Annotated in this window: 15 protein-coding genes; 4 read left to right on the top strand and 11 right to left on the bottom strand. The window is 73.6% G+C overall.

Translation table 11 applies throughout. The features are described from left to right. Positions 1 to 61: 61 nt before the first annotated feature. The 4 genes from ACE4Q9_RS01750 to ACE4Q9_RS01735 all read right to left on the bottom strand — a co-directional run bounded on the left by ACE4Q9_RS01750 (position 62) and on the right by ACE4Q9_RS01735 (position 4,460). Positions 62 to 640 carry a rhodanese-like domain-containing protein gene (locus ACE4Q9_RS01750; protein ID WP_397982403.1) on the bottom strand — a complete coding sequence of 193 codons (579 nt, stop codon included), beginning with the start codon at positions 638 to 640 and terminating at the stop codon, positions 62 to 64. Between the two features lie 120 nt (positions 641 to 760). Then, positions 761 to 1,510, bottom strand: a complete 750-nt coding sequence (locus ACE4Q9_RS01745; protein ID WP_397982402.1) for a sulfite exporter TauE/SafE family protein — start codon at positions 1,508 to 1,510, stop codon at positions 761 to 763. A 223-nt stretch (positions 1,511 to 1,733) separates the two neighbouring features. After that, positions 1,734 to 3,092: a rhodanese-like domain-containing protein gene (locus ACE4Q9_RS01740; RefSeq protein ID WP_397982401.1), complete on the bottom strand. Its 1,359-nt coding sequence runs from the start codon at positions 3,090 to 3,092 to the stop codon at positions 1,734 to 1,736. A 138-nt stretch (positions 3,093 to 3,230) separates the two neighbouring features. Beyond that, the gene (locus tag ACE4Q9_RS01735; protein ID WP_397982400.1) at positions 3,231 to 4,460 is read right to left on the bottom strand and encodes an FAD-dependent oxidoreductase; all 1,230 of its coding nucleotides are present in this window, start codon (positions 4,458 to 4,460) and stop codon (positions 3,231 to 3,233) included. Positions 4,461 to 5,112: 652 nt separating this feature from the next. On the opposite strand from ACE4Q9_RS01735, the gene ACE4Q9_RS01730 reads away from it, so the two are divergent. Continuing rightward, the gene (locus tag ACE4Q9_RS01730) at positions 5,113 to 6,180 is read left to right on the top strand and encodes a sodium-dependent transporter (protein ID WP_397982399.1); all 1,068 of its coding nucleotides are present in this window, start codon (positions 5,113 to 5,115) and stop codon (positions 6,178 to 6,180) included. Positions 6,181 to 6,303: 123 nt separating this feature from the next. Then, complete coding sequence (locus ACE4Q9_RS01725) at positions 6,304 to 6,798, top strand: hypothetical protein (RefSeq protein ID WP_397982398.1); 495 nt, start codon at positions 6,304 to 6,306, stop codon at positions 6,796 to 6,798. 57 nt (positions 6,799 to 6,855) lie between these two features. Here the strand turns inward: ACE4Q9_RS01725 and ACE4Q9_RS01720 are convergent, their stop codons facing one another. Genes ACE4Q9_RS01720 through ACE4Q9_RS01705 form a run of 4 tightly spaced genes read right to left on the bottom strand, consistent with a single transcriptional unit; the run spans position 6,856 to position 11,820 of the window. Then, positions 6,856 to 7,416, bottom strand: coding sequence for a gluconokinase (locus tag ACE4Q9_RS01720; protein WP_397982397.1), 561 nt, complete (start codon positions 7,414 to 7,416; stop codon positions 6,856 to 6,858). A gap of 16 nt (positions 7,417 to 7,432) precedes the next feature. Beyond that, positions 7,433 to 8,881 (bottom strand): glucose-6-phosphate dehydrogenase, encoded by a 1,449-nt coding sequence (locus ACE4Q9_RS01715; RefSeq protein WP_397982396.1) that lies wholly within the window; start codon positions 8,879 to 8,881, stop codon positions 7,433 to 7,435. Further along, on the bottom strand, positions 8,878 to 10,707 hold the full coding sequence (locus tag ACE4Q9_RS01710; protein WP_397982395.1) for a glycoside hydrolase family 15 protein: 1,830 nt from the start codon (positions 10,705 to 10,707) through the stop codon (positions 8,878 to 8,880). The genes ACE4Q9_RS01715 and ACE4Q9_RS01710 overlap by 4 nt, the downstream gene beginning before the upstream one ends. A 57-nt stretch (positions 10,708 to 10,764) precedes the next feature. Further along, entirely contained in the window at positions 10,765 to 11,820 is a 1,056-nt protein-coding gene (locus ACE4Q9_RS01705; protein ID WP_397982394.1) for an NAD(P)-dependent alcohol dehydrogenase, read from the bottom strand. 262 nt (positions 11,821 to 12,082) lie between these two features. On the opposite strand from ACE4Q9_RS01705, the gene ACE4Q9_RS01700 reads away from it, so the two are divergent. Together ACE4Q9_RS01700 and ACE4Q9_RS01695 are read left to right on the top strand one after the other, a co-directional pair. Further along, positions 12,083 to 13,159 (top strand): lactonase family protein, encoded by a 1,077-nt coding sequence (locus tag ACE4Q9_RS01700; protein ID WP_397982393.1) that lies wholly within the window; start codon positions 12,083 to 12,085, stop codon positions 13,157 to 13,159. Positions 13,160 to 13,224: 65 nt separating this feature from the next. Further along, positions 13,225 to 13,683: a universal stress protein gene (locus tag ACE4Q9_RS01695; protein WP_397982392.1), complete on the top strand. Its 459-nt coding sequence runs from the start codon at positions 13,225 to 13,227 to the stop codon at positions 13,681 to 13,683. Positions 13,684 to 13,766: 83 nt separating this feature from the next. Here the strand turns inward: ACE4Q9_RS01695 and ACE4Q9_RS01690 are convergent, their stop codons facing one another. From ACE4Q9_RS01690 to ACE4Q9_RS01680, 3 genes are all read right to left on the bottom strand, one after another. Then, positions 13,767 to 14,177, bottom strand: coding sequence for a glutaredoxin domain-containing protein (locus ACE4Q9_RS01690; protein ID WP_397982391.1), 411 nt, complete (start codon positions 14,175 to 14,177; stop codon positions 13,767 to 13,769). Positions 14,178 to 14,380: 203 nt separating this feature from the next. Beyond that, positions 14,381 to 15,481, bottom strand: coding sequence for a DUF5954 family protein (locus tag ACE4Q9_RS01685; protein ID WP_397982390.1), 1,101 nt, complete (start codon positions 15,479 to 15,481; stop codon positions 14,381 to 14,383). 271 nt (positions 15,482 to 15,752) lie between these two features. Beyond that, positions 15,753 to 16,982, bottom strand: coding sequence for a PucR family transcriptional regulator (locus tag ACE4Q9_RS01680; protein WP_397982389.1), 1,230 nt, complete (start codon positions 16,980 to 16,982; stop codon positions 15,753 to 15,755). Positions 16,983 to 17,065 lie beyond the last annotated feature (83 nt).

Genomic DNA, 17,065 nt, shown 5'->3' with positions numbered 1-17,065 from the left:
ACGCCTGCGCCCGCACCGGGGCGGCGGTGTACTGGGCGGACGCCATGCGCGGAGCCCGCGGTCAGCGGTCGCGCAGGCGGGCGAGTGTCGCGTCCAGGCCGTCGTCGCCGGGGCGGTTGTAGGGGAGCTTGGCGAGCAGGGCGGCCATGCCGCAGGTGTTGGTCACGGCGGAGAAGACGAGGCCGCCCGCGACGCCCGCGGACAGCAGCCGGAACGCCGGGTGGACGAATTCGCCCAGGGCGAGGCCGAGCAGGACGAGCGACCCGGCGGTGAGCCGGACCTGCCGGTCCATGCTCCAGACCGGCCTGACCTCGCGGGCGGCGGGGCGCTCCAGCGCCCGGCCTCCGGCGGCCCAGGCGCCGGTGCCGCCCGTGAGGGTCGCCGCGCGGACGCCCTGCTCGGCGAGGCGGCGGCAGGCGTTCTCCGAGCGGGCACCCGACGCGCACACCACGAGGATCGAGCCGCGCTCGGCCGCGTCGCGGATCTCGGGCAGCACACGGTCGAGCTGGTCCAACGGGATGTTCAGGGCGCCGGGTATGTGACCGCCGGCGTACTCGCCAGGAGTGCGCACGTCGATCACGGTGAGCTCGTGCAGCCGCTCCCTGGCCTGGTCGGGAGCGAGAGTGGTGAGGGTGGTCATGGCAGCTGTCGTCCTTGTGTCGTCGAGGGCGTCCCGCAGCGGGGGGAGTGACCGGTGGGGGCGGTGAGGGTGCGGGGACGCCCGGCGTTTCCACTGTGGCAGGGCTCTGTGACGGCAACGTCACACGAATACGTCGGCGAGCATGAAGACCGCGACGGCGAGCAGCGCCCAGGCGAAGACGCGTTGCAGCGTCCCGCCCCGGAGCCGTCCGGCCAGCCGTTTGCCGTCCCAGGCGCCGAGCATGGCGGCCGCGGTGAACGGCGCGACGACCGCCCAGTCGAGGTGTATCCCGGTGCCGGCGCGGGCGCCGAGCGCGGCCAGCGAGTTGACCGTGATGACCAGCAGGCTGGTGCCGACCGCCCGGCGCATGGGCAGCCGGAGCACACCCACCAGCGCCGGTACGGCGAGGAAGCCGCCGCCCACGCCCAGGAACCCGGTCACCGCGCCGAGACCGGCCCCCACCGCGCCGGCCTTGCCCGGATCGATGCGGGCGCCGGAGTCGGGGGCGGGGCGGGCGGGGCGCAGCATACGCAGCGCGGCGAGGGCCGCGACGAGAGAGAAGGCGATGGTCAGCAGGGCCTGCGGCAGATGGCCAGCGACGGCCCCGGCGAGCATCGCGGGGACGATGCCCGCCGCGGCGAACAGCAGTCCGGTGCGCCAGGCGACATTGCCGTCCCGCGCGTGCCCGGTCAGCCCGGTGACCGAGGTGAGGGTGACGATGACCAGGCTGGCCGTCGTCGCCTCGGCGGTGGTGAAGCCGAGGAGGTAGATGAGGGCCGGTACCGCGAGGACGCTGCCGCCCCCGCCGAGGCCGCCCAGGGCCAGGCCGATGACGGCACCGGCGACGAGCGCGAGGATCAGGGCGGTCATGCTATGGAACCGCTGGTCCCGCACTCGTCGACGGCCGGGCGCCCGGCGCCCCGGTTGTGCCGTACGGCCTCGGCGACGCTGACGCGGAACGCGCCACGGGGGAGGGGGGACATCACTCGACCTCTCGGGAAGACAGGGAAACAAGAAGACAAGGAAACAAACGGGTGGTCCGGAGCCTGCGCTCACGGGAGAACGGCGGGAGCGGGGCCGGCGAGGGAACCGGTCACCCGGTGACCACGGTCAGTCCGGCGGCGCCGGCGGAGTCGAAACCGTCGTCCACGGCCACCACGTCCCGGCCCGACGCGTGCAGCAGGGAGGCCGCGATACCGGCCCGTATGCCCCCGGCGCAGTGCACCCAGACGGTGCCCTCCGGCACCTCCCCGAGCCGCTTGTGCAACTGGTGCACCGGGATGTGCACGGAGTTCTCGATGTACCCGGCGGTGCGTTCGGAGTCGCGGCGCACGTCCAGGACGACGACGCCGTCCGTGCCCCGCTCGGCCAGGGCGGCGAAGGTGGCATGGGGAAAGGAGACGAGCTTCTCGCCCTCGGGCACCCACTCCTCGGCTGCGCCGGTGGCCGCGGCGGCGGGCCGGTCGATGCCGACCCGCACCAACTCGCGCTGAGCTGCCACGAGTTGACCAGGGGACTCGGCGAGCAGGGTGACCGGCTTGCCCCACGGGATAATCCAGGCCAGATACGTGGCTATCTTGCCGTCGGCCGCGAAGTTGAAGGAGCCGGCGACATGGCCCGCGGCGAACGCGACCCGGTTGCGCAGGTCCACGACCCACTCGCCGGCCGCGAGCCGGGCCGCGATCTCCCGCGCGTCGGCGACGGGCGGCGCGGTGAGGTCGACCGGTGCGGGGCCCGCCGCGTTGGCGGGGCCCATGTGGGTGTAGTAGGCGGGGATGTCGTCCAGGTCGGCGAGCAGCCGGGCGACGAAGGAGTCGACGTCCGTGGTGAGCGCGGCGTTGGCCGACTTCTCCTTGCCGATGGTGGTGGTGTCGCCCTCGGCCTGCGCCGAGGAGCAGAAGCTGCCGAAGCCGTGCGTGGGCAGCACGGACGTGTCGTCCGGCAGCTCGGTGGCCAGGCGGTGCGCGGAGGCGTGCTGGGCGCGGGCCAGCCGCTCGGTCAGCCGGGGCTCGACCAGATCGGGCCGGCCCACCGTGCCGATCAGCAGCGAACCGCCGGTGAACGCGGCCACCGGCCGGCCCTGCTCCCGCAGGACGTACGAGGTGTGATGGGGGGTGTGTCCGGGAGTGGCGACCGCCCGCAGCTCCAGCGCGTCGTCCAGCGTGACGGTGTCGCCGTCGGCCACCGGCACCCGCGCGAACGACACCCGCGCGCCGACCGGCACCAGGTAGGCGGCGCCCGTCAGCCGGGCCAGCTCCAGACCGCCGGTGACGTAGTCGTTGTGGATGTGCGTCTCCACCACGTGGGTGATCCGTACGCCGCGCCGGGCCGCCGCCGCGAGCACCTGGTCGATGTCGCGCGGCGGGTCCACCGCCACGGCCGCCTGTCGCCCGCCGGCCAGGTAGCTGCGGTTTCCGAGGCCCTCAAGCTCGATGGTGTCGATGAAGAACACGCGGACGTTCCCTTTCGCTAATTACCCCCTGGGGTATATATCGAACCCTAGCACGGGTACCCCGGGGGGTATTTCGTACGCGTGCCGGTACACCTTGGTCGGGCCGGTCCCCGCTGGTGGGAGGGGCCGGCCTGGTCATCAGAGGCGGCCGGTGAGCATGCCGTGCCAGTAGATCCGCGGCAGCAGGTACCGCTTGAAGACCCACATGTCACGCCGTTCCTTGAAGGTGTCGATCAGCGGGAAACTCGGCCGGGGCGTCAGGTCGTAGTCGAACTCGGCGAGCAGCATCCGGTCGCGGGCGGTCACCAGCGGGCATGAGGTGTAGCCGTCGTAGCGGTGCGCGGGCGTCCGGCCGTTCATCACGTCGAGCAGGTTGGCGGCCACCACCGGAGCCTGCTTGCGCACCGCCGCGCCGGTCTTGGAGGTCGGCAGGTGCGCCACGTCGCCGAGCGCGAACACCTCCGGATATTGCGGGTGTTGCAGCGTGTGCTTGTCGGCGGCGACGAAGCCCAGCGGGGCGGCGGGATCGGCGAGCGGGCTCCGCTTGACCCAGTCGGGCGCGCTCTGTGGGGGCACGGCGTGCAGCAGGTCGTACGCGACGGTCTCCGCGCGTCCGCTCGCGTGGTCGGTGACGGTGATCTCCCGGCGGTCGCCGTCCACGGCCGTCATCTCCGAGCGCAGCCGCACCTCGATGCCGTACCGGTCGGCCACCCGCTCCAGGACGCGGCGCCACTCGGGCACCTTGAACAGCGCGTCGTCGGGGATGACGAGGATGATCCGGATGCGGTCCAGGACCCCTTGCCTGCGCCAGTGGTCGGCGGCCAGGTAGGCGATCTTCTGCGGCGCCCCGCCGCACTTGACCGGCGTGGCCGGCTGGGTGAAGACGGCCGTGCCGGAGCGCATGCCCCGGATCAGGTCCCAGGTGCGCGGGGCGTACTCGGGCGCGTAGTTGCTGGCCACCCGGTCGTGTCCCACGGCCTCGGCGAGACCGGGCACGGCGTCCCAGTCCAGTTGCAGTCCGGGGGCCATCACCAGGTGCTCGTAGGCGAGTTCGGCACCGCCGGACAGGGTGACCGTCCGTGCGTCGGGGTCGACGGCGAGGGCGTGCCGGCGTATCCAGCGCACCCCGTCCGGGATGACGGACGCCTCGGCGCGGCGGGTGGTGCGCAGGGCCGCCTGACCGCCGCCGACCAGGGTCCACAGCGGCTGGTACCAGTGGCTGTCGGACGGTTCGACGAGCGTGATGTCGCTGACGCCCGCGCGGCGCAGCCGGGCGGCGACGCTGATTCCCGCGCTGCCACCGCCGATGATGGCGACGCGATGCCGACCGGTGATCGTCTCGGTGCCGGGTACGGGGCTTGCGGCCATGGGGGAGTCCTTCCTGTATCGGCCCTGCGGACACACGATTTGGTTGTCTCCTCAAATACCCCAGGGGGTTTCCGCGACCGAAGTTATGACGGCCCCCGCGAGAGGGTCAAATACCCCGGCGGGTATTTGCCTCGGAGGTAAATCCGGGGTCGCGCGCGAGTGCCGGGGACCGTGTGAGGGGACGCGGCGGCGCGCCACGCCAGGTGAACGCCCTGGTCCCGTCCGGGCGTCGTAGCGTCCGGGCATGTGCGTGTACGCGGGGCGAGGAGCCGGGGTCGCCCTCGCCGGATCCGCCCCCGACGCGTCGCACCGGCCGTTCGCCGTGTCCGCGCCCCGAGCGGTGGCCGACCCCCGGTCCGCGGACACGGAGGCCCGGAAGGCGGCGGGCCCCCGCTGCCACGGCGGGGGCGCGCTCACCGCGGCGGCCCCCGCCCCCGCCCCGGCTCCGAGCGTCCACGTCTGCGTCCCGAACGGCAGGTACCGAGGCGAGCCCGGCACCTCTCCGCCACCGCACCCGGAACCGCGCGCCCCGGCGGGTTCCCGACGGCCGACCAGAACCACCGCTCAGGGTCCAGGGATTTCCCGGTCGCGCCCGCCCGCCCGGCCTCTTCACGTCCCCGCCCCCCCCCGGCGGCACACCAAGGAACCCCTCATGCTCGCTCGACCCGCCCGCGGCAGCCGGTTGTCCGGCCGGATCCACCGGCACCTGGCTCCGGCCGTCCTCGTCTGCTACCTGCTCGCGCTGCTCGTCCCCGGACCCGGAACCCGGCTGCGCGGGATGGCGCTCGGCCTGTCCGGGCTGCGCCTGGACGCGTCGGCGGTCGCGCTGTTCGTCATCCTCTTCGCCGCCGCCTTCCAGGTGCCGCCGGAACGGGCCCTGGCCGCCGTCCGGCAGCCGAAGGCCGTGGTCGCGGGGCTTGCCGCGCATCTGCTGACCGCCTTCGCCCTGGCCCCCGCCACCGCCGTGGCGCTGTACGGCGCCGGGCTGCGCGGCCCGGCCGCCGGCCTGTCCACCGCCGTGGCGCTGATCGCGGCGGCACCCGTGGCCGCCGCCGCGACGGTCTGGGCCGGCCGGGACGGCGATGTCACCGCCCTGCTCGCCGTCGTCCTGCTCTCCGCGCTGCTCAGCCCGCTGACCATGCCGACGACACTGAGCCTGCTGGCCCATGTCCTGCCGTCCGCGGGTCACACCGGGGCGCTCGTCGACAGCGCCGCGGGGCAGGCGCGGGCGCTGCTCGCCGGGGCCGTCGCCTTGCCCTGCGCGCTCGGACTGCTCGCCCGGCGGTCCGTCCCCGCCACCGTCACCGAACGCCTGCTCGCCGGGGCGCCGCTGGTGGCGGTCACGGCGATGCTCGCGCTCACGTACGCCAACGCCACCGCCGCGGTCCCCGTGCTGCACAAGGAGCCCTGGCCGGTCGTCGCGCTCTGCGCAGCCGTGGGCTGGGGGGTGTGCCGGCTGGCCTTCCTCGCGGGTGCGCTCACCGCCCGCGCACTGCGGCTGCCGCCCGCCGCCGGGGCCACCGTCACCCTGGCGTGCGGGATGAGCAACGTCAGCGTCAGCACGGTCGTCGTCGTCCAGGCGCTGCCGGGGCAGTCGCACGCGCTGCTGGTCACCCTGGTGTACGGACTGGCGCAGAAGGTCGGGGCCCGGCGTGCCCTCGGGCACGGCGCCGCCGCGCCGTCGTACCGGGCGGCCCGCGAACGGCGTGCCGTGCGCTGAGCGGCCCCGCGCGGCCGGTGTCCGCGGTCTCTGGCGGGCGCGCGGAGGTCTCTGGCATCATCCCCACGCACCGCCTGCACCGCCGCCCCACACGTCGCCCGGTCTCACGCAGGAGGCTCCCCCATGAAGGTCCGCTCGGCCCTGACCGCCCTCGCGCTGGTCGTCGCTCCCGGTGTCGCCGTCCTCGGCACCGCGACGGACGCCTTCGCGGTCACCAAGATCAGCAATGCCACCGCGACCCAGATGTTCCGCGACGCGGGCATCACCTGGTCCTCCTCCGGTGGCTGCTCCGACCGCAACAATGCGACCTGTACGTCCTTCGACCAGCTCAACCTGGCCACCGCCCAGGGCGCCGTGACCCTCAAGCACGCCAGCGGCTGCGCCCTGAACATCACCGGCGGCACCGAGACCGGGCACGCCTCCGGCACGTACTCCCACTGGAACGGCTACAAGCTCGACTACGGGAAGAACACCTGCATCACCAACTACATCAAGAACAACTTCACCTACTCCGGTCTGCGCGGCGACGGTTACCCGATGTGGACCGCGGCCTCCGGCAACGTCTACGCCGACGAGGGCACCCACTGGGACGCCCTGTACTACAGCTGCGGCTGCTGACACCGGGCCGGCCGGCGGATCCGGGCGACCGCCGTCGTCCGGATCCGCCGGCACCCCTCAAGTCGGCTCCTCTGGCTCCCCGTTGGTGTCGTCCGCCGCCTCGGCCATGAGCCTGAGGACCGCCTCGACGACGACACCGGGGGGCGGCCCCGCGTCCACGGCACCGCCGCGTTCGCCGGCCTCCAGCGGTTCCAGCGTCGCCTCCTGCGACTCCAGCAGCGCGCGCGGCATGAAGTGGCCCGAGCGCCCGCTCATCCGCCGCCTCACCTCCTCATGACGCGCCGTCAGATGCACGAAGAAGGCGTCCGGGCAGGCCGCCCGCAGCACGTCACGGTAGCGGCGGCGCAGCGCCGAGCAGGGCACCACACCCCCGGTCCCGGCCCGGTCGCGGTCCCGCAGCCAGCCGCCGATCGCTTCCAGCCAGGTCTCCCGGTCGGCGTCCGTGAGCGGTACGCCGGCCGCCATCTTGGCGACGCTCTCGGGGGAGTGGAAGTCGTCCGCCTCCGCGAACGGCACGCCCAGCCGCCGCGCCAGCAGCCGGGCCACGGTGGTCTTGCCCACCCCGGACACCCCGATCACGACGACGCACGGCGGACGCTCCAACGGGTCACGGCGCATCGGCTGCCCCCTCTCCTCACGACCGGCTCTCGTCGGCCGCCGTACCCAGGACCGTCTCCTCGTGCAGCAGCGCGTCCCTGGTCAGCGGGCCGGGGCCGTAGGGGTGCCGGGGCGCCGGGCCGTCCGAGCCCGCCGGGTACTCCTCCAGGGGGACGAGGCCCCGCTCCCAGGCCGTGAGCACCGGGGTGAGCACCCGCCACGCCTGCTCCGCCTCGTCGCCGCGGATCGACAGGGCGGGATCGCCCCGCAGCACGTCCAGCAACAGCCGCCCGTAGGCGGGCAGTTCGGCGGGCTCCAGCTCGGCAAACAGCTCCAGCTCGGTGAGATGCCCGGACCGCGCGCCCGTGCCCATCAGATCCAGGGTCAGCCCCTCCGGCTCCAGGCCGAAGCGCAGCACATTGGGCGCCACCTCCCCGGTGTGCCCGAACGGCAGATGCGGCACGGGCCGGAACCGCACCGCGACCTCCTTGCGGTCCGCCCGCAGCCCCTTGCCGCTGCGCAGCCGGAACGTCGTACCCGCCCAACGCCAGCTGTCCAGTTCCAGCTCCACCTCGGCGAAGGTCTCGGTGCCGCGTGCGGGGTCCACGCCCTCCTCGTCGGCGTACGACGGCACCTCGCGGCCGTCGATCCGGCCCGCCGAGTAGCGGGCGCGGCGGGTGCGGTGCACCACGTCGTACTCGGTCGGCATCCGCACCGAGCGCAGCACGTCCACCTTGCGGTCCCGCAGATCCCGTTCGCCGAGGGTGACCGGCGGCTCCATGGCGACGAGGCAGAGCACCTGGAGGAGGTGATTCTGCACCATGTCCTTCAGGGCGCCGACACGGTCGTAGTAACCGGCCCGGCCCTCCAGCGCGAGGCTCTCGTCCCAGACGATCTCCACCTCGGCGATGTGGGTGCTGTTCCACAGGGGTTCCAGCACCCGGTTGGCGAGCCTGCTGCCCAGCACGTTCTGCACCGTCGTCATGGCCAGGAAGTGATCCACCCGGAACACCGCCTGCTCCGGCACCAGTTCGGCCAGGCGCGCGTTCAACTCGCGCGCGCTGTCCAGGTCCTCCCCGAACGGCTTCTCCAGCACGACCCTGCTCCCGGCCGGCAGGCCCGCCGAGCGCAGCGCGGAGACCACCTGTGGAAAGAGCGAGGGCGGCAGCGCCAGGTACAGCGCCACCGGCTCGTCGCCGCCGATGAGCGCCCGCACGTCCTCCTGATCGGTGACATCGGCCCGCTGGTAGTCCGCCGACGCCACCACTGCCCGCCGGGCGGCGGCCGGGACATCGGCGGCCTGCCGGCCGAGCCAGTCGTTGATCCACTCCCGGAACTCCTCCGTGGTCAGCTCCTCGCGGCTCGCCCCGGTCAGCCGGAACCCCTCGCCCAGATGGCCCGCGGCGTGCAGGGCGGCGAGGGCCGGCATGAGGAACCGCCCGCTGAGGTCCCCCGTCGCCCCCAGGACGACCAGCCGCCCGATCATCGCCGGCTCGCCGCCCTCGCGCGCTGGAGGTTCACGCCGCTCGCGATGACACCGATATGGCTGAACGCCTGGGGGAAGTTGCCCATGAACTCTCCTGTGGTGGGATGGATCTGCTCCGACAGCAGGCCGACCGTGCTGGCCCGCGCGCACAGGGACGCGTACAGCTCCCCGGCCTCCTCCAGGCGCCCTTGCCCGACCAGGTTGTCGACCAGCCAAAAGCTGCACAGCACGAACGCGCCCTCGTCCCCGGCCAGTCCGTCCGGGGCCTCGTCGTGCAGATAGCGGTACAGCAGCCCGCCCCCGGCCGACAGCCGTTCGGCGACGGCCGCCGCCGTGGCCACCATCCGCGGATGACCGGCCGGTACGACCTCGCGCAGCGGCAGCGCCAGCAAACTCGCGTCGAGGACACCACCGCCGGACAGATGGGCGCTCAGGGTCCGCGACTCCTCGTCCCAGGACTCCTTCAGGATGACCTGCCGCACCCGCTCGGCCGCCGCCCGCCACTGCCCGATCCGGCCGGGCAGCCGGTGCCGCTCCCCGATGCGCACCGCCCGGTCCAGGGCGACCTGGCACATCCCGGCCGAGTACGTGAACGCCCTTCCCTCGCTGCGCACTTCCCAGATCCCCTGGTCGGGATGGCACCAGGCGCGCTCCGCCGCGTCGGCGAGTCCGGCCAGGCCCGCCCACAGCGCCGGCTGCACCTCCCCGCCCGACAGCAGCCACTGGTCGGCGCAGTCGAGGATCTCGCCGTACACGTCGTGCTGGCGCTGGTCGGTCGCGCCGTTGCCCCAGCGCACCGGGGCCGAGCCGCGATAGCCCGCCAACTCACCGTCCGTCACCTCGTCCGGCACCATGTCACCCTGGAGCGTGTACATGATGCGCGGCTGCCGGCTGTTCTCGAAGGCGTCGAGGACCCAGCCGAGGAACGAGTCCGCCTCGCCGTCGAAGCCGATACGGCGCAGCGCGAACACGGCGTACGCCGCGTCCCGGATCCAGGCGTAGCGGTAGTCCCAGTTGCGGATGCCGCCGATCGGCGCGGGCAGCGAGGAGGTCGGGGCGGCCACCAGTGAGCCGCAGGCCCAGTCGTCGCACATCTTCAGCGTCAGCGCGGCCCGCCTGACCAGGGCCGCCTCGGGGCCGGCGTAGTCGCAGTGCCGCATCCAGCGGTGCCAGGCGTCGGCGGTGCCCTTCAGCATGGCGTCGGTGTCGAAACGGTGGTGCCGGTGGAAGCGCCCCCAGGACAGCACCAGGTCCAGCCGGTCGCCCTGCCGCAGCTCGTGGACGCTGCGCAGACCGGTCAGCGGACGGTTGGAGCGCAGGTGCAGACGCTGGCCCGGCTGCCGGTGGGGCCGCACTTCGAGCCCGCTGAACAGCGCCTGTGCCTGCCCACCGCCGCGCGGCTCCAGCTCGGCCCGCAGCCGTACGTGCCCGTCCAGGACCACCGCCAAGCGCACGAGTTCGGCCCGCCCGGCCGGCATGTCCTCGGTGAGGTCGGCGCCGGCCCTCAGGGCGAGCGCGTCGGTCAGACGCACCAGCCCGGTGCGCGAGCGCAGTTCGGTGACCAGCACACCCGTGTCGGGCTGATAGCGCTGGCGCGCCTCGACCAGATCCTCCGGCGCCACCGTGAAGTGGCCGCCGCGCGCGTGGTCCAGCAGAGAGCAGAAGACCGCGTCCGAGTCGAAGCGGGGCAGGCACATCCAGGGGATCGAGCCGTCCAGGCCGACCAGCGCCGCCGTGGTGCCGTCGCCGATCAGGCCGAGATCCTCCAGCGGGAGGTAGCCGTCCCTCCTGCGGACGGCCCGGAAGGGCGGATCGGGATCGTACATGCGGCCTCGCTTCGTGGACCTTCGGTGAGTCGGACCGTGCTGCGGGACCGGGGCGCGTCACTCGTCGAAGCCGACCAGCACCTTCACGGTGTCCTCCAGCTTCCTGTCCGACACCTCGAAGGCCCGCTCCATCTCGCGGAAGGGGAAGCGGTGGGTGGTCAGCCGGGTCGGGTCGACGCGTTTGTTCTCCAGCACCCGCAGCAGCCGCTCCATGCGTAGCCGCCCGCCGGGACACAGGCCGGTCGCGATCGTCTTGTCCGCCATGCCGACACCCCAGTCGACGCGCGGGATGTGCACGAACTCGCCCTCGCCGAAATAGCCGATGACGGAGATGGTGCCGCCCGGCTTGGTGACCTTGACCGCGGTCCGGAAGGTCACGTCCGCGCCGAGCGCCTCGATGGCGGTGTCCACGCCCTGCCCGCCGGTCAGTTCGGCGATTCGCTCGACCACGTCCTCCCGGCCGAAGTCCACGATCACGTCCGCGCCGTAGAACCGGGCGAGTTCCTGCCGGCTGGGCACCGACTCCACGCCGATGACCAGGCCCGCGCCCCGCAGCCGCGCCCCCGCCGTGGCCATCAGCCCGACCGGGCCCTGCGCCAGCACCGCGACGGTGCCGCCGATCGGGATGTCACCGTGCTCGGCGCCCATGAAGCCGGTGGACAGCATGTCGGCGCAGTAGACCGCCACGTCGTCCGGGATGCCGTCGGGAATCCGCGCCATGTTGGCGTCCGCGTCGTTCACGTGGAAGTACTCGGCGAACACGCCGTCCTTGAGGTTGGCGAACTTGAAGCCGCCCAGCGGGCCGCCCGACTGCGAGGGGTAGCCGTTCTGCGCGGCGAGGTCGCCCCAGTCGGGGGTGATCGCGCCGACCACCACCCGGTCGCCGGGCCGGAAGTCCCTGACCTCGCTGCCCACGGCGTGCACGACGCCGACGCCCTCGTGACCGAGGGTGAGGTCCTTACGCGGCCCGATGCCGCCCCGCACGGTGTGCGTGTCGGAGGTGCAGATCAGCGCCTTGGTCGTGCGCACCACGGCGTCGGCGGGACCCGGTTCGGGAAGCGGCTTGTCCATGAAGCCGACGCTCCCGATCTCCTTCATCACGAATGCCTTCACCGGCCTGCGCCCTCCTGTCGGACGACCGACACCGCGCCACCGGCCGCCGTACGGAACCGTTCGCGGCGGCCTGTGGCATGCCTCGCACACCGTGATCACCGTCTCACATGGGGCCCTGGGGAGCGCGCGGCGGCCGCAGAAGCGTTGATGCGTTCCGGTGAAAGCGGGGCCATGTCGCACGGCGAATCCGCCGCGCTCCGGCGGGGCGCCCGCATCGTGGTGACTCCGTCGTGCTGCGCGCGGGGCGGAGGGCGGAGGGTTCATGTCCGGCAGTGCCGCAGGGCGCGCCTTCATCGGATCGTTCACGTCGGCGGGCGGACCGGGGATCGTCGTGGCCGACATCGACCCGCGCACCGGCGCGCTGACCCGGACGGGCGCCGTACGGTCCGTGCCCGACCCCTCGTACCTCGCCGTCGGGCACGGCGAGGCGGGCCCCGTCCTCTACGCGGTCTCGGAGACGGTGGCGGGTGTGGTGGCCGCCTACGACGCCAGTGGGGCGGTGCCCCGGCCACTCGGCGAGCCCGTGCCGGTCGGCGGGGACGAACCGACCCATCTCGCCCTGGCCCAGGGCCATCTGCTGACCGCCAACTACGGCTCGGGCAGCGTCAGCGTGCTGCCGCTGACGGCCGAGGGCCTGCCGCTGCCGCCGAGCGCGGTGCTGCACCACGAGGGCTCGGGACCGGACCCGGAACGCCAGCGCTCCCCGCACGCCCACCAGGTCGTCCCCGACCCGTCGGGACGCTGGGTGCTCGCCGTGGACCTCGGCACCGACTCCGTGCAGGTGTGCTCACTGGACGAGCGCACGGGCGCAATGCGCCCGCACGGCGCGACCGCCCTGCCGCCGGGCACCGGACCCCGCCATCTCGCCTTCCACCCGTCCGGAGACCACGCCTACGTCCTCGGCGAACTCCGTCCGACGGTGACCGTGTGCCGCTGGGACGCCGCCGCGGGGGTGCTGCGCGCGATCGGCGAGACCTCGCTGCTCCCGGACAGCCCGGACAGCCCGGACAGCCCGGACGGCGCTGACGGCCAGGCGCAGCCGTCGGCCCCGGTGGTGGCACCGGACGGCCGGTATCTGTGGACGGCGGTGCGCGGCCCCGACACCGTGGTCGTCCTCGCGCTCGACGCGTCCGGGGAGCGGGCGGAGCCGGTCACTGCCGTGCCCTGCGGTGGCCGCCGGCCGCGCGATCTGGTGCTCGATCCGGCGGGCCGGCGGCTGTACGCGGCCAACGAGCGCTCGGGCGAGGTGACCTGGCTCGACGTCGACCACGCGACGGGCATTCCCCGGCCTGCCGGATCGCTGACCGTGCCCGCCGCCAGCAGCGTCGCATTCGGCTGAGGGCGCCTCACACGAGGACGAAGACAAAGACGAGGACAAGGCCGAGGAAAGGACGAGGGACGAGGATGGCGGAGCGGCAGAGCGAGAGAGAACGCGTCGTGGTCGGGGTGGACGGCTCGGAGGGCTCCAAGCAGGCCCTGAACTGGGCGGTGCGCCAGGCGGAACTCACCGGCGGCTGGGTGGAGGCGGTGATCGCCTGGGACGTCCCGCAGTTCCACGGTGCCCTCGGCTGGATGCCGCCCTCCAGCTCCGACGAGGCCGCGCTGGAGGCACGGGCGCAGAGTGAGGTCACCTCCGTGGTGGAGGAAGCCGTCGCGGCCCACCCCGCGGTGCAGGTCAGCACGGTGGCGCGCTACGGCACCCCCGCCAGCGTCCTCCTGGAGGCCTCCCGCGGCGCCGCGCTGCTCGTGGTCGGCAGCCGTGGCCTCGGCGGATTCAAGGGCCTGCTCCTCGGCTCGGTCGCCCAGCACTGCGTCCAGCACGCCCACTGCCCGGTCCTCGTCCTCCGGGGACAGGAGGACTGAGGCGCGGCGGCCGGGGCGCCCGGCCCGGCGGACAGGACGACGACCTCGCCCGCGAAGAGACCAGGGCCCTGGCCGCCCTCGCGTCACGCGGAGGGAGAGAGCTGGTCACGCACCCACGCGGGGTCGGGGTTGACGTGCGGCCGGCCCGCCACGACCACGGTCGGCACGGTCTCGTCGCCCCCGGTGGCCGCCCGCACCACCGCCGCGCCGTCGGGGTCGCGCCAGATGTCGACCCAGTGCAGTCGGCGGGCACTACGGCCCAGACGCAGGCGCAGGCGAAGGCAGTACGCGCAGCCCGGCCGCCAGTAGACCACGGGCCTGCCGTCGGCCTCGCTGCGGCGCAGGGCCTCCGAGGCGCTGACCGAACGCGGGTGGATCAAGGGTGAGTTGACGGCGGCGAGCAGCACGAAAACCGCCACGGAGGCCGCGCCCGCGCCGGGGTGGCCCGACCGGAACAGTTCCGTCGCCACGGCGGAGCCGCAGAGCACCAGCATGATCGGCAGGGTTCAAGGGCGCCTCATGATGAGGGAGGTTATCCGTGCGGGGACGGAGCGCTCCAGGCGGTCGCCACGGGGCGGGAGTGAGCCAGGCGTCGCCACTCCTGGCTGTCTCTTCCTCGGCCGGACGCTGCGTCCGCTCCAACTCCTCGGCGCCGACGGGGTGGTGGGGTCGAGGCCCGCACCCGGCCCCGCTGCCGTCAGTCGTCCTCCGACTCCTCGCTGGACTCTTCGTCGTAATGGACGACGCCGTCCTCGTCCATCCGGGGGTGGATGCGTTCGGGGCCGTAATCGCTGGTGTCGGACGGGCGTGGGCCCTCCGGGCCGTCGGGGCCCCAGCGCAGCATGCGGCGGGTGCGGATGATCCGGTACGTGGTGCCGAGGACCTCCAGCTGGTTGACGCGGCCGGAGCGCAGCCGGTCGGAGGCCTCGGCGAACGCGACCAGCACGGGATCGGCGCCGGGGTCCTCGGCCACCACCGTGCGGGCGGTCACGAGGTGGCCGTCCTCCACCTCGATCAGGCCGCGGGTACGCGGTTCGAGCCATGTGAGGCGGAAGTCCAGCGCCTTGCGGGCGCCGAGCGTGGTGGTGTGCGGGCGGCTCACCGGTTCCCAGGCCTTGCCGTTGCGCTCCGCGACCGTGAACGTGGCCGGCAGCAGGACGACGTCCGGATGGGTGGCGCGGGCCCGGCGGGACTCGCGGATCACGAAGTCGGGGAAGCGCGAGCCGGCGTAGACGAAGTCGCGGAGCGCCAGCCGCTCGGTGGCCTGCGCCGGGGTGAGCGGCGCGTCCGGGTCCAGGACCAGGCCGGCGTCGACCTCCGGCTCCCGGTTGCCGGGGCTCCAGTCGGGGGAGACGGGCTCCGGATCGGTCGGACGCGGCAGTTCGATACCGTCCGCGCCGGTGCCGGCCCACTCCTCGGCGCGGACGATCCGGTAACGGGTGTCCAGCACGGTGAGTTCGTCGACGGGCTCGGTCTCCAGCCGGGCGACCGCCGCGAGCAGGGCACGCCGCTCCGCCTTGTTCTTGGCCTCGTCCTTCGCGCGGAACCACAGAAGCGAGTTCAGGCTGTCGCGCGACAACTGCGGGAAAGGGGACGCGATCGAGGTCACCGCACGCCAGCGCGGTCCGTCCTCGGGCCGCTGCTCGACCACCCCGAACAGCGGTCCGCGCACGGCCACTTCGCCGGCGCTGAATACGGCTTCGAGGGCGTCGGCCTCCATGGCGGCCTCGACCGGCTCCACCGGAACGCGCACGACCACCGGCCGGACCCCGTCCGGTCTGACATTCCCAAGGTCCATGCCCTCCATCCTGCCGACCGCGAGATGCGCCCAGTGCGGTTTTTGGTGAAATACCGCTTCCCGTACGGAAAACCAGCCATCCGTGGCAGCGGAGGGCGCCGGTGACTTGACGGTGGGCCCGGTCGCGCCGCAAGGACCTGCGGGAACGTCCCTGCCGAAAGGCCAGGCAGCCCCGACGGCCCCAATAAACCCGCAAACCCAGCATGCAGGCAGGCCCCTCGGGACCGTCCGTCAGAACTACCAGACCCGCGCTCCTGCCGACACCCCCGTACTATCCGGCGGAGCCGCGCCAGTGCCGGATCTCCAGGGCCGCGGCGACGTCCAGCGGGAGCTCCGCGAGGGGGCGGGGGAGTAGCCGATCGGCGCGGTTGAGGCGGCGCAGCAGGGTGTTGCGGTGGGTGAACAGCCGGGCGGCGGCCCGCGAGGCGTTGCACTGTTCGGCCAGGTAGGCGCGGACCGCGTCGGTGAGGTCGTCCGGGGCGTGCTCCAGGGCGCCGAGGGTGCGCTGGACGAAGCGGTCGGCGCGTTCGAGGTCCTGGGAGAGCAGGGCGACGAGCTCCACCTCGTCGTGGGAGGCGAGCCGCTGCGCGGAGGCCAGCCGGGCGAGCATCCGCTGGGTGGTGAGGGCGTCGAGGTGGCTGCGGCGGAAGCCGTCGATGCCGTGGGCCGGTGAGCCGAGTGCGACCCGCACGGCCGGCAGCCGGTCGAGCCCGGCCCGTACCCGTGCGGTGTCCGGCCGTCCGGTGAGCCACACCCAGCGGGTGGCGTCGCTCGCCATGACGCTGAGCAGATGGGCGGAGCCCGCGGCGGCGGCCAGCAGGTCGGCGGCACGGTCGAGTCGGCGCAGCTCCGCCTCGGGCGCGTCGGTCCAGACGACGGCGGCGGTGTGGGTGGCGTCCAGTGGATAGCCGAGGCGGGCCTCGGCACGCCGGCGGGTCATGGGCGCGCCGTCCAGGAGCAGCGTGACGGTCTCCCGGCGCTCGGCGTGGGTGCCGCTGGTGAGGTCGGTCAGCTCGGCGTTCATCTGCGCGGACATGACCGCGACGGTCCGGTCGACGTAGTCGGAGATGGAGCGCAGGGACACGTCGAGCAGCTCGGCGAGTTCCTCGTGGTCGCCGGTGAGCGAGCAGGCGATGCGCGTCCACACGCGCACGGCCACGCTTTCGCCCGCCCGGTAGGAGTCGAGCGCGGGCTCGGCCAGCCCACGGCGCACGATGTCCCGCGCGATGGCGCGGGTCACGTCGCTCTCGTGGGCGGGCACGGGCGCGCCCGGCGCGTTGACGTTGGCGGCGGCCCAGTGCAGCAGATTGGCCCGGTTGGCCCGCCGGATGCCGGCCGACAGCACCGGATCGTCGGCGATCGGCCGGCGCGTCTCGCCGGCCAGCGTGGCCGCGTCCAGCTCGGCCAGCCACTCGGGCCGGGGGGTGAGGCTGATCTCGGCACCCTGCCGGATCAGCTTCCGGATCCGGGGCGAGGGCGGGGTCCATAACATGACGGACATGATGGCAACACGGTGGTGCAGAATGCACCAGCCGACGGGGAACGCGGGGCGAACTGCCTCTAGGCGTCGGCCGTGTTCGTTCC

The organism is Streptomyces sp. AM6-12, assembly GCF_044327085.1.
In the GTDB taxonomy this organism is placed as follows: domain Bacteria; phylum Actinomycetota; class Actinomycetes; order Streptomycetales; family Streptomycetaceae; genus Streptomyces.
The sequence above is the reverse complement of the archived record's forward strand: the minus strand, read 5'-3'. Positions and strand labels throughout refer to the sequence as shown.

What these genes read in the sequence shown, in the direction of transcription:
- ACE4Q9_RS01720 (WP_397982397.1), bottom strand. Translation starts at nt 7,416, where the DNA reads ATGCGCCGTGACCCGTTGGAGCGTCCGCCGTGCGTCGTCGTGATCGGG.
- ACE4Q9_RS01710 (WP_397982395.1), bottom strand. Translation starts at nt 10,707, where the DNA reads ATGTACGATCCCGATCCGCCCTTCCGGGCCGTCCGCAGGAGGGACGGC.
- ACE4Q9_RS01690 (WP_397982391.1), bottom strand. Translation starts at nt 14,177, where the DNA reads ATGCTGGTGCTCTGCGGCTCCGCCGTGGCGACGGAACTGTTCCGGTCG.
- ACE4Q9_RS01745 (WP_397982402.1), bottom strand. Translation starts at nt 1,510, where the DNA reads ATGACCGCCCTGATCCTCGCGCTCGTCGCCGGTGCCGTCATCGGCCTG.
- ACE4Q9_RS01725 (WP_397982398.1), top strand. Translation starts at nt 6,304, where the DNA reads ATGAAGGTCCGCTCGGCCCTGACCGCCCTCGCGCTGGTCGTCGCTCCC.
- ACE4Q9_RS01680 (WP_397982389.1), bottom strand. Translation starts at nt 16,982, where the DNA reads ATGTCCGTCATGTTATGGACCCCGCCCTCGCCCCGGATCCGGAAGCTG.
- ACE4Q9_RS01685 (WP_397982390.1), bottom strand. Translation starts at nt 15,481, where the DNA reads ATGGACCTTGGGAATGTCAGACCGGACGGGGTCCGGCCGGTGGTCGTG.
- ACE4Q9_RS01695 (WP_397982392.1), top strand. Translation starts at nt 13,225, where the DNA reads ATGGCGGAGCGGCAGAGCGAGAGAGAACGCGTCGTGGTCGGGGTGGAC.
- ACE4Q9_RS01750 (WP_397982403.1), bottom strand. Translation starts at nt 640, where the DNA reads ATGACCACCCTCACCACTCTCGCTCCCGACCAGGCCAGGGAGCGGCTG.
- ACE4Q9_RS01715 (WP_397982396.1), bottom strand. Translation starts at nt 8,881, where the DNA reads ATGATCGGGCGGCTGGTCGTCCTGGGGGCGACGGGGGACCTCAGCGGG.
- ACE4Q9_RS01730 (WP_397982399.1), top strand. Translation starts at nt 5,113, where the DNA reads ATGCTCGCTCGACCCGCCCGCGGCAGCCGGTTGTCCGGCCGGATCCAC.
- ACE4Q9_RS01700 (WP_397982393.1), top strand. Translation starts at nt 12,083, where the DNA reads ATGTCCGGCAGTGCCGCAGGGCGCGCCTTCATCGGATCGTTCACGTCG.
- ACE4Q9_RS01735 (WP_397982400.1), bottom strand. Translation starts at nt 4,460, where the DNA reads ATGGCCGCAAGCCCCGTACCCGGCACCGAGACGATCACCGGTCGGCAT.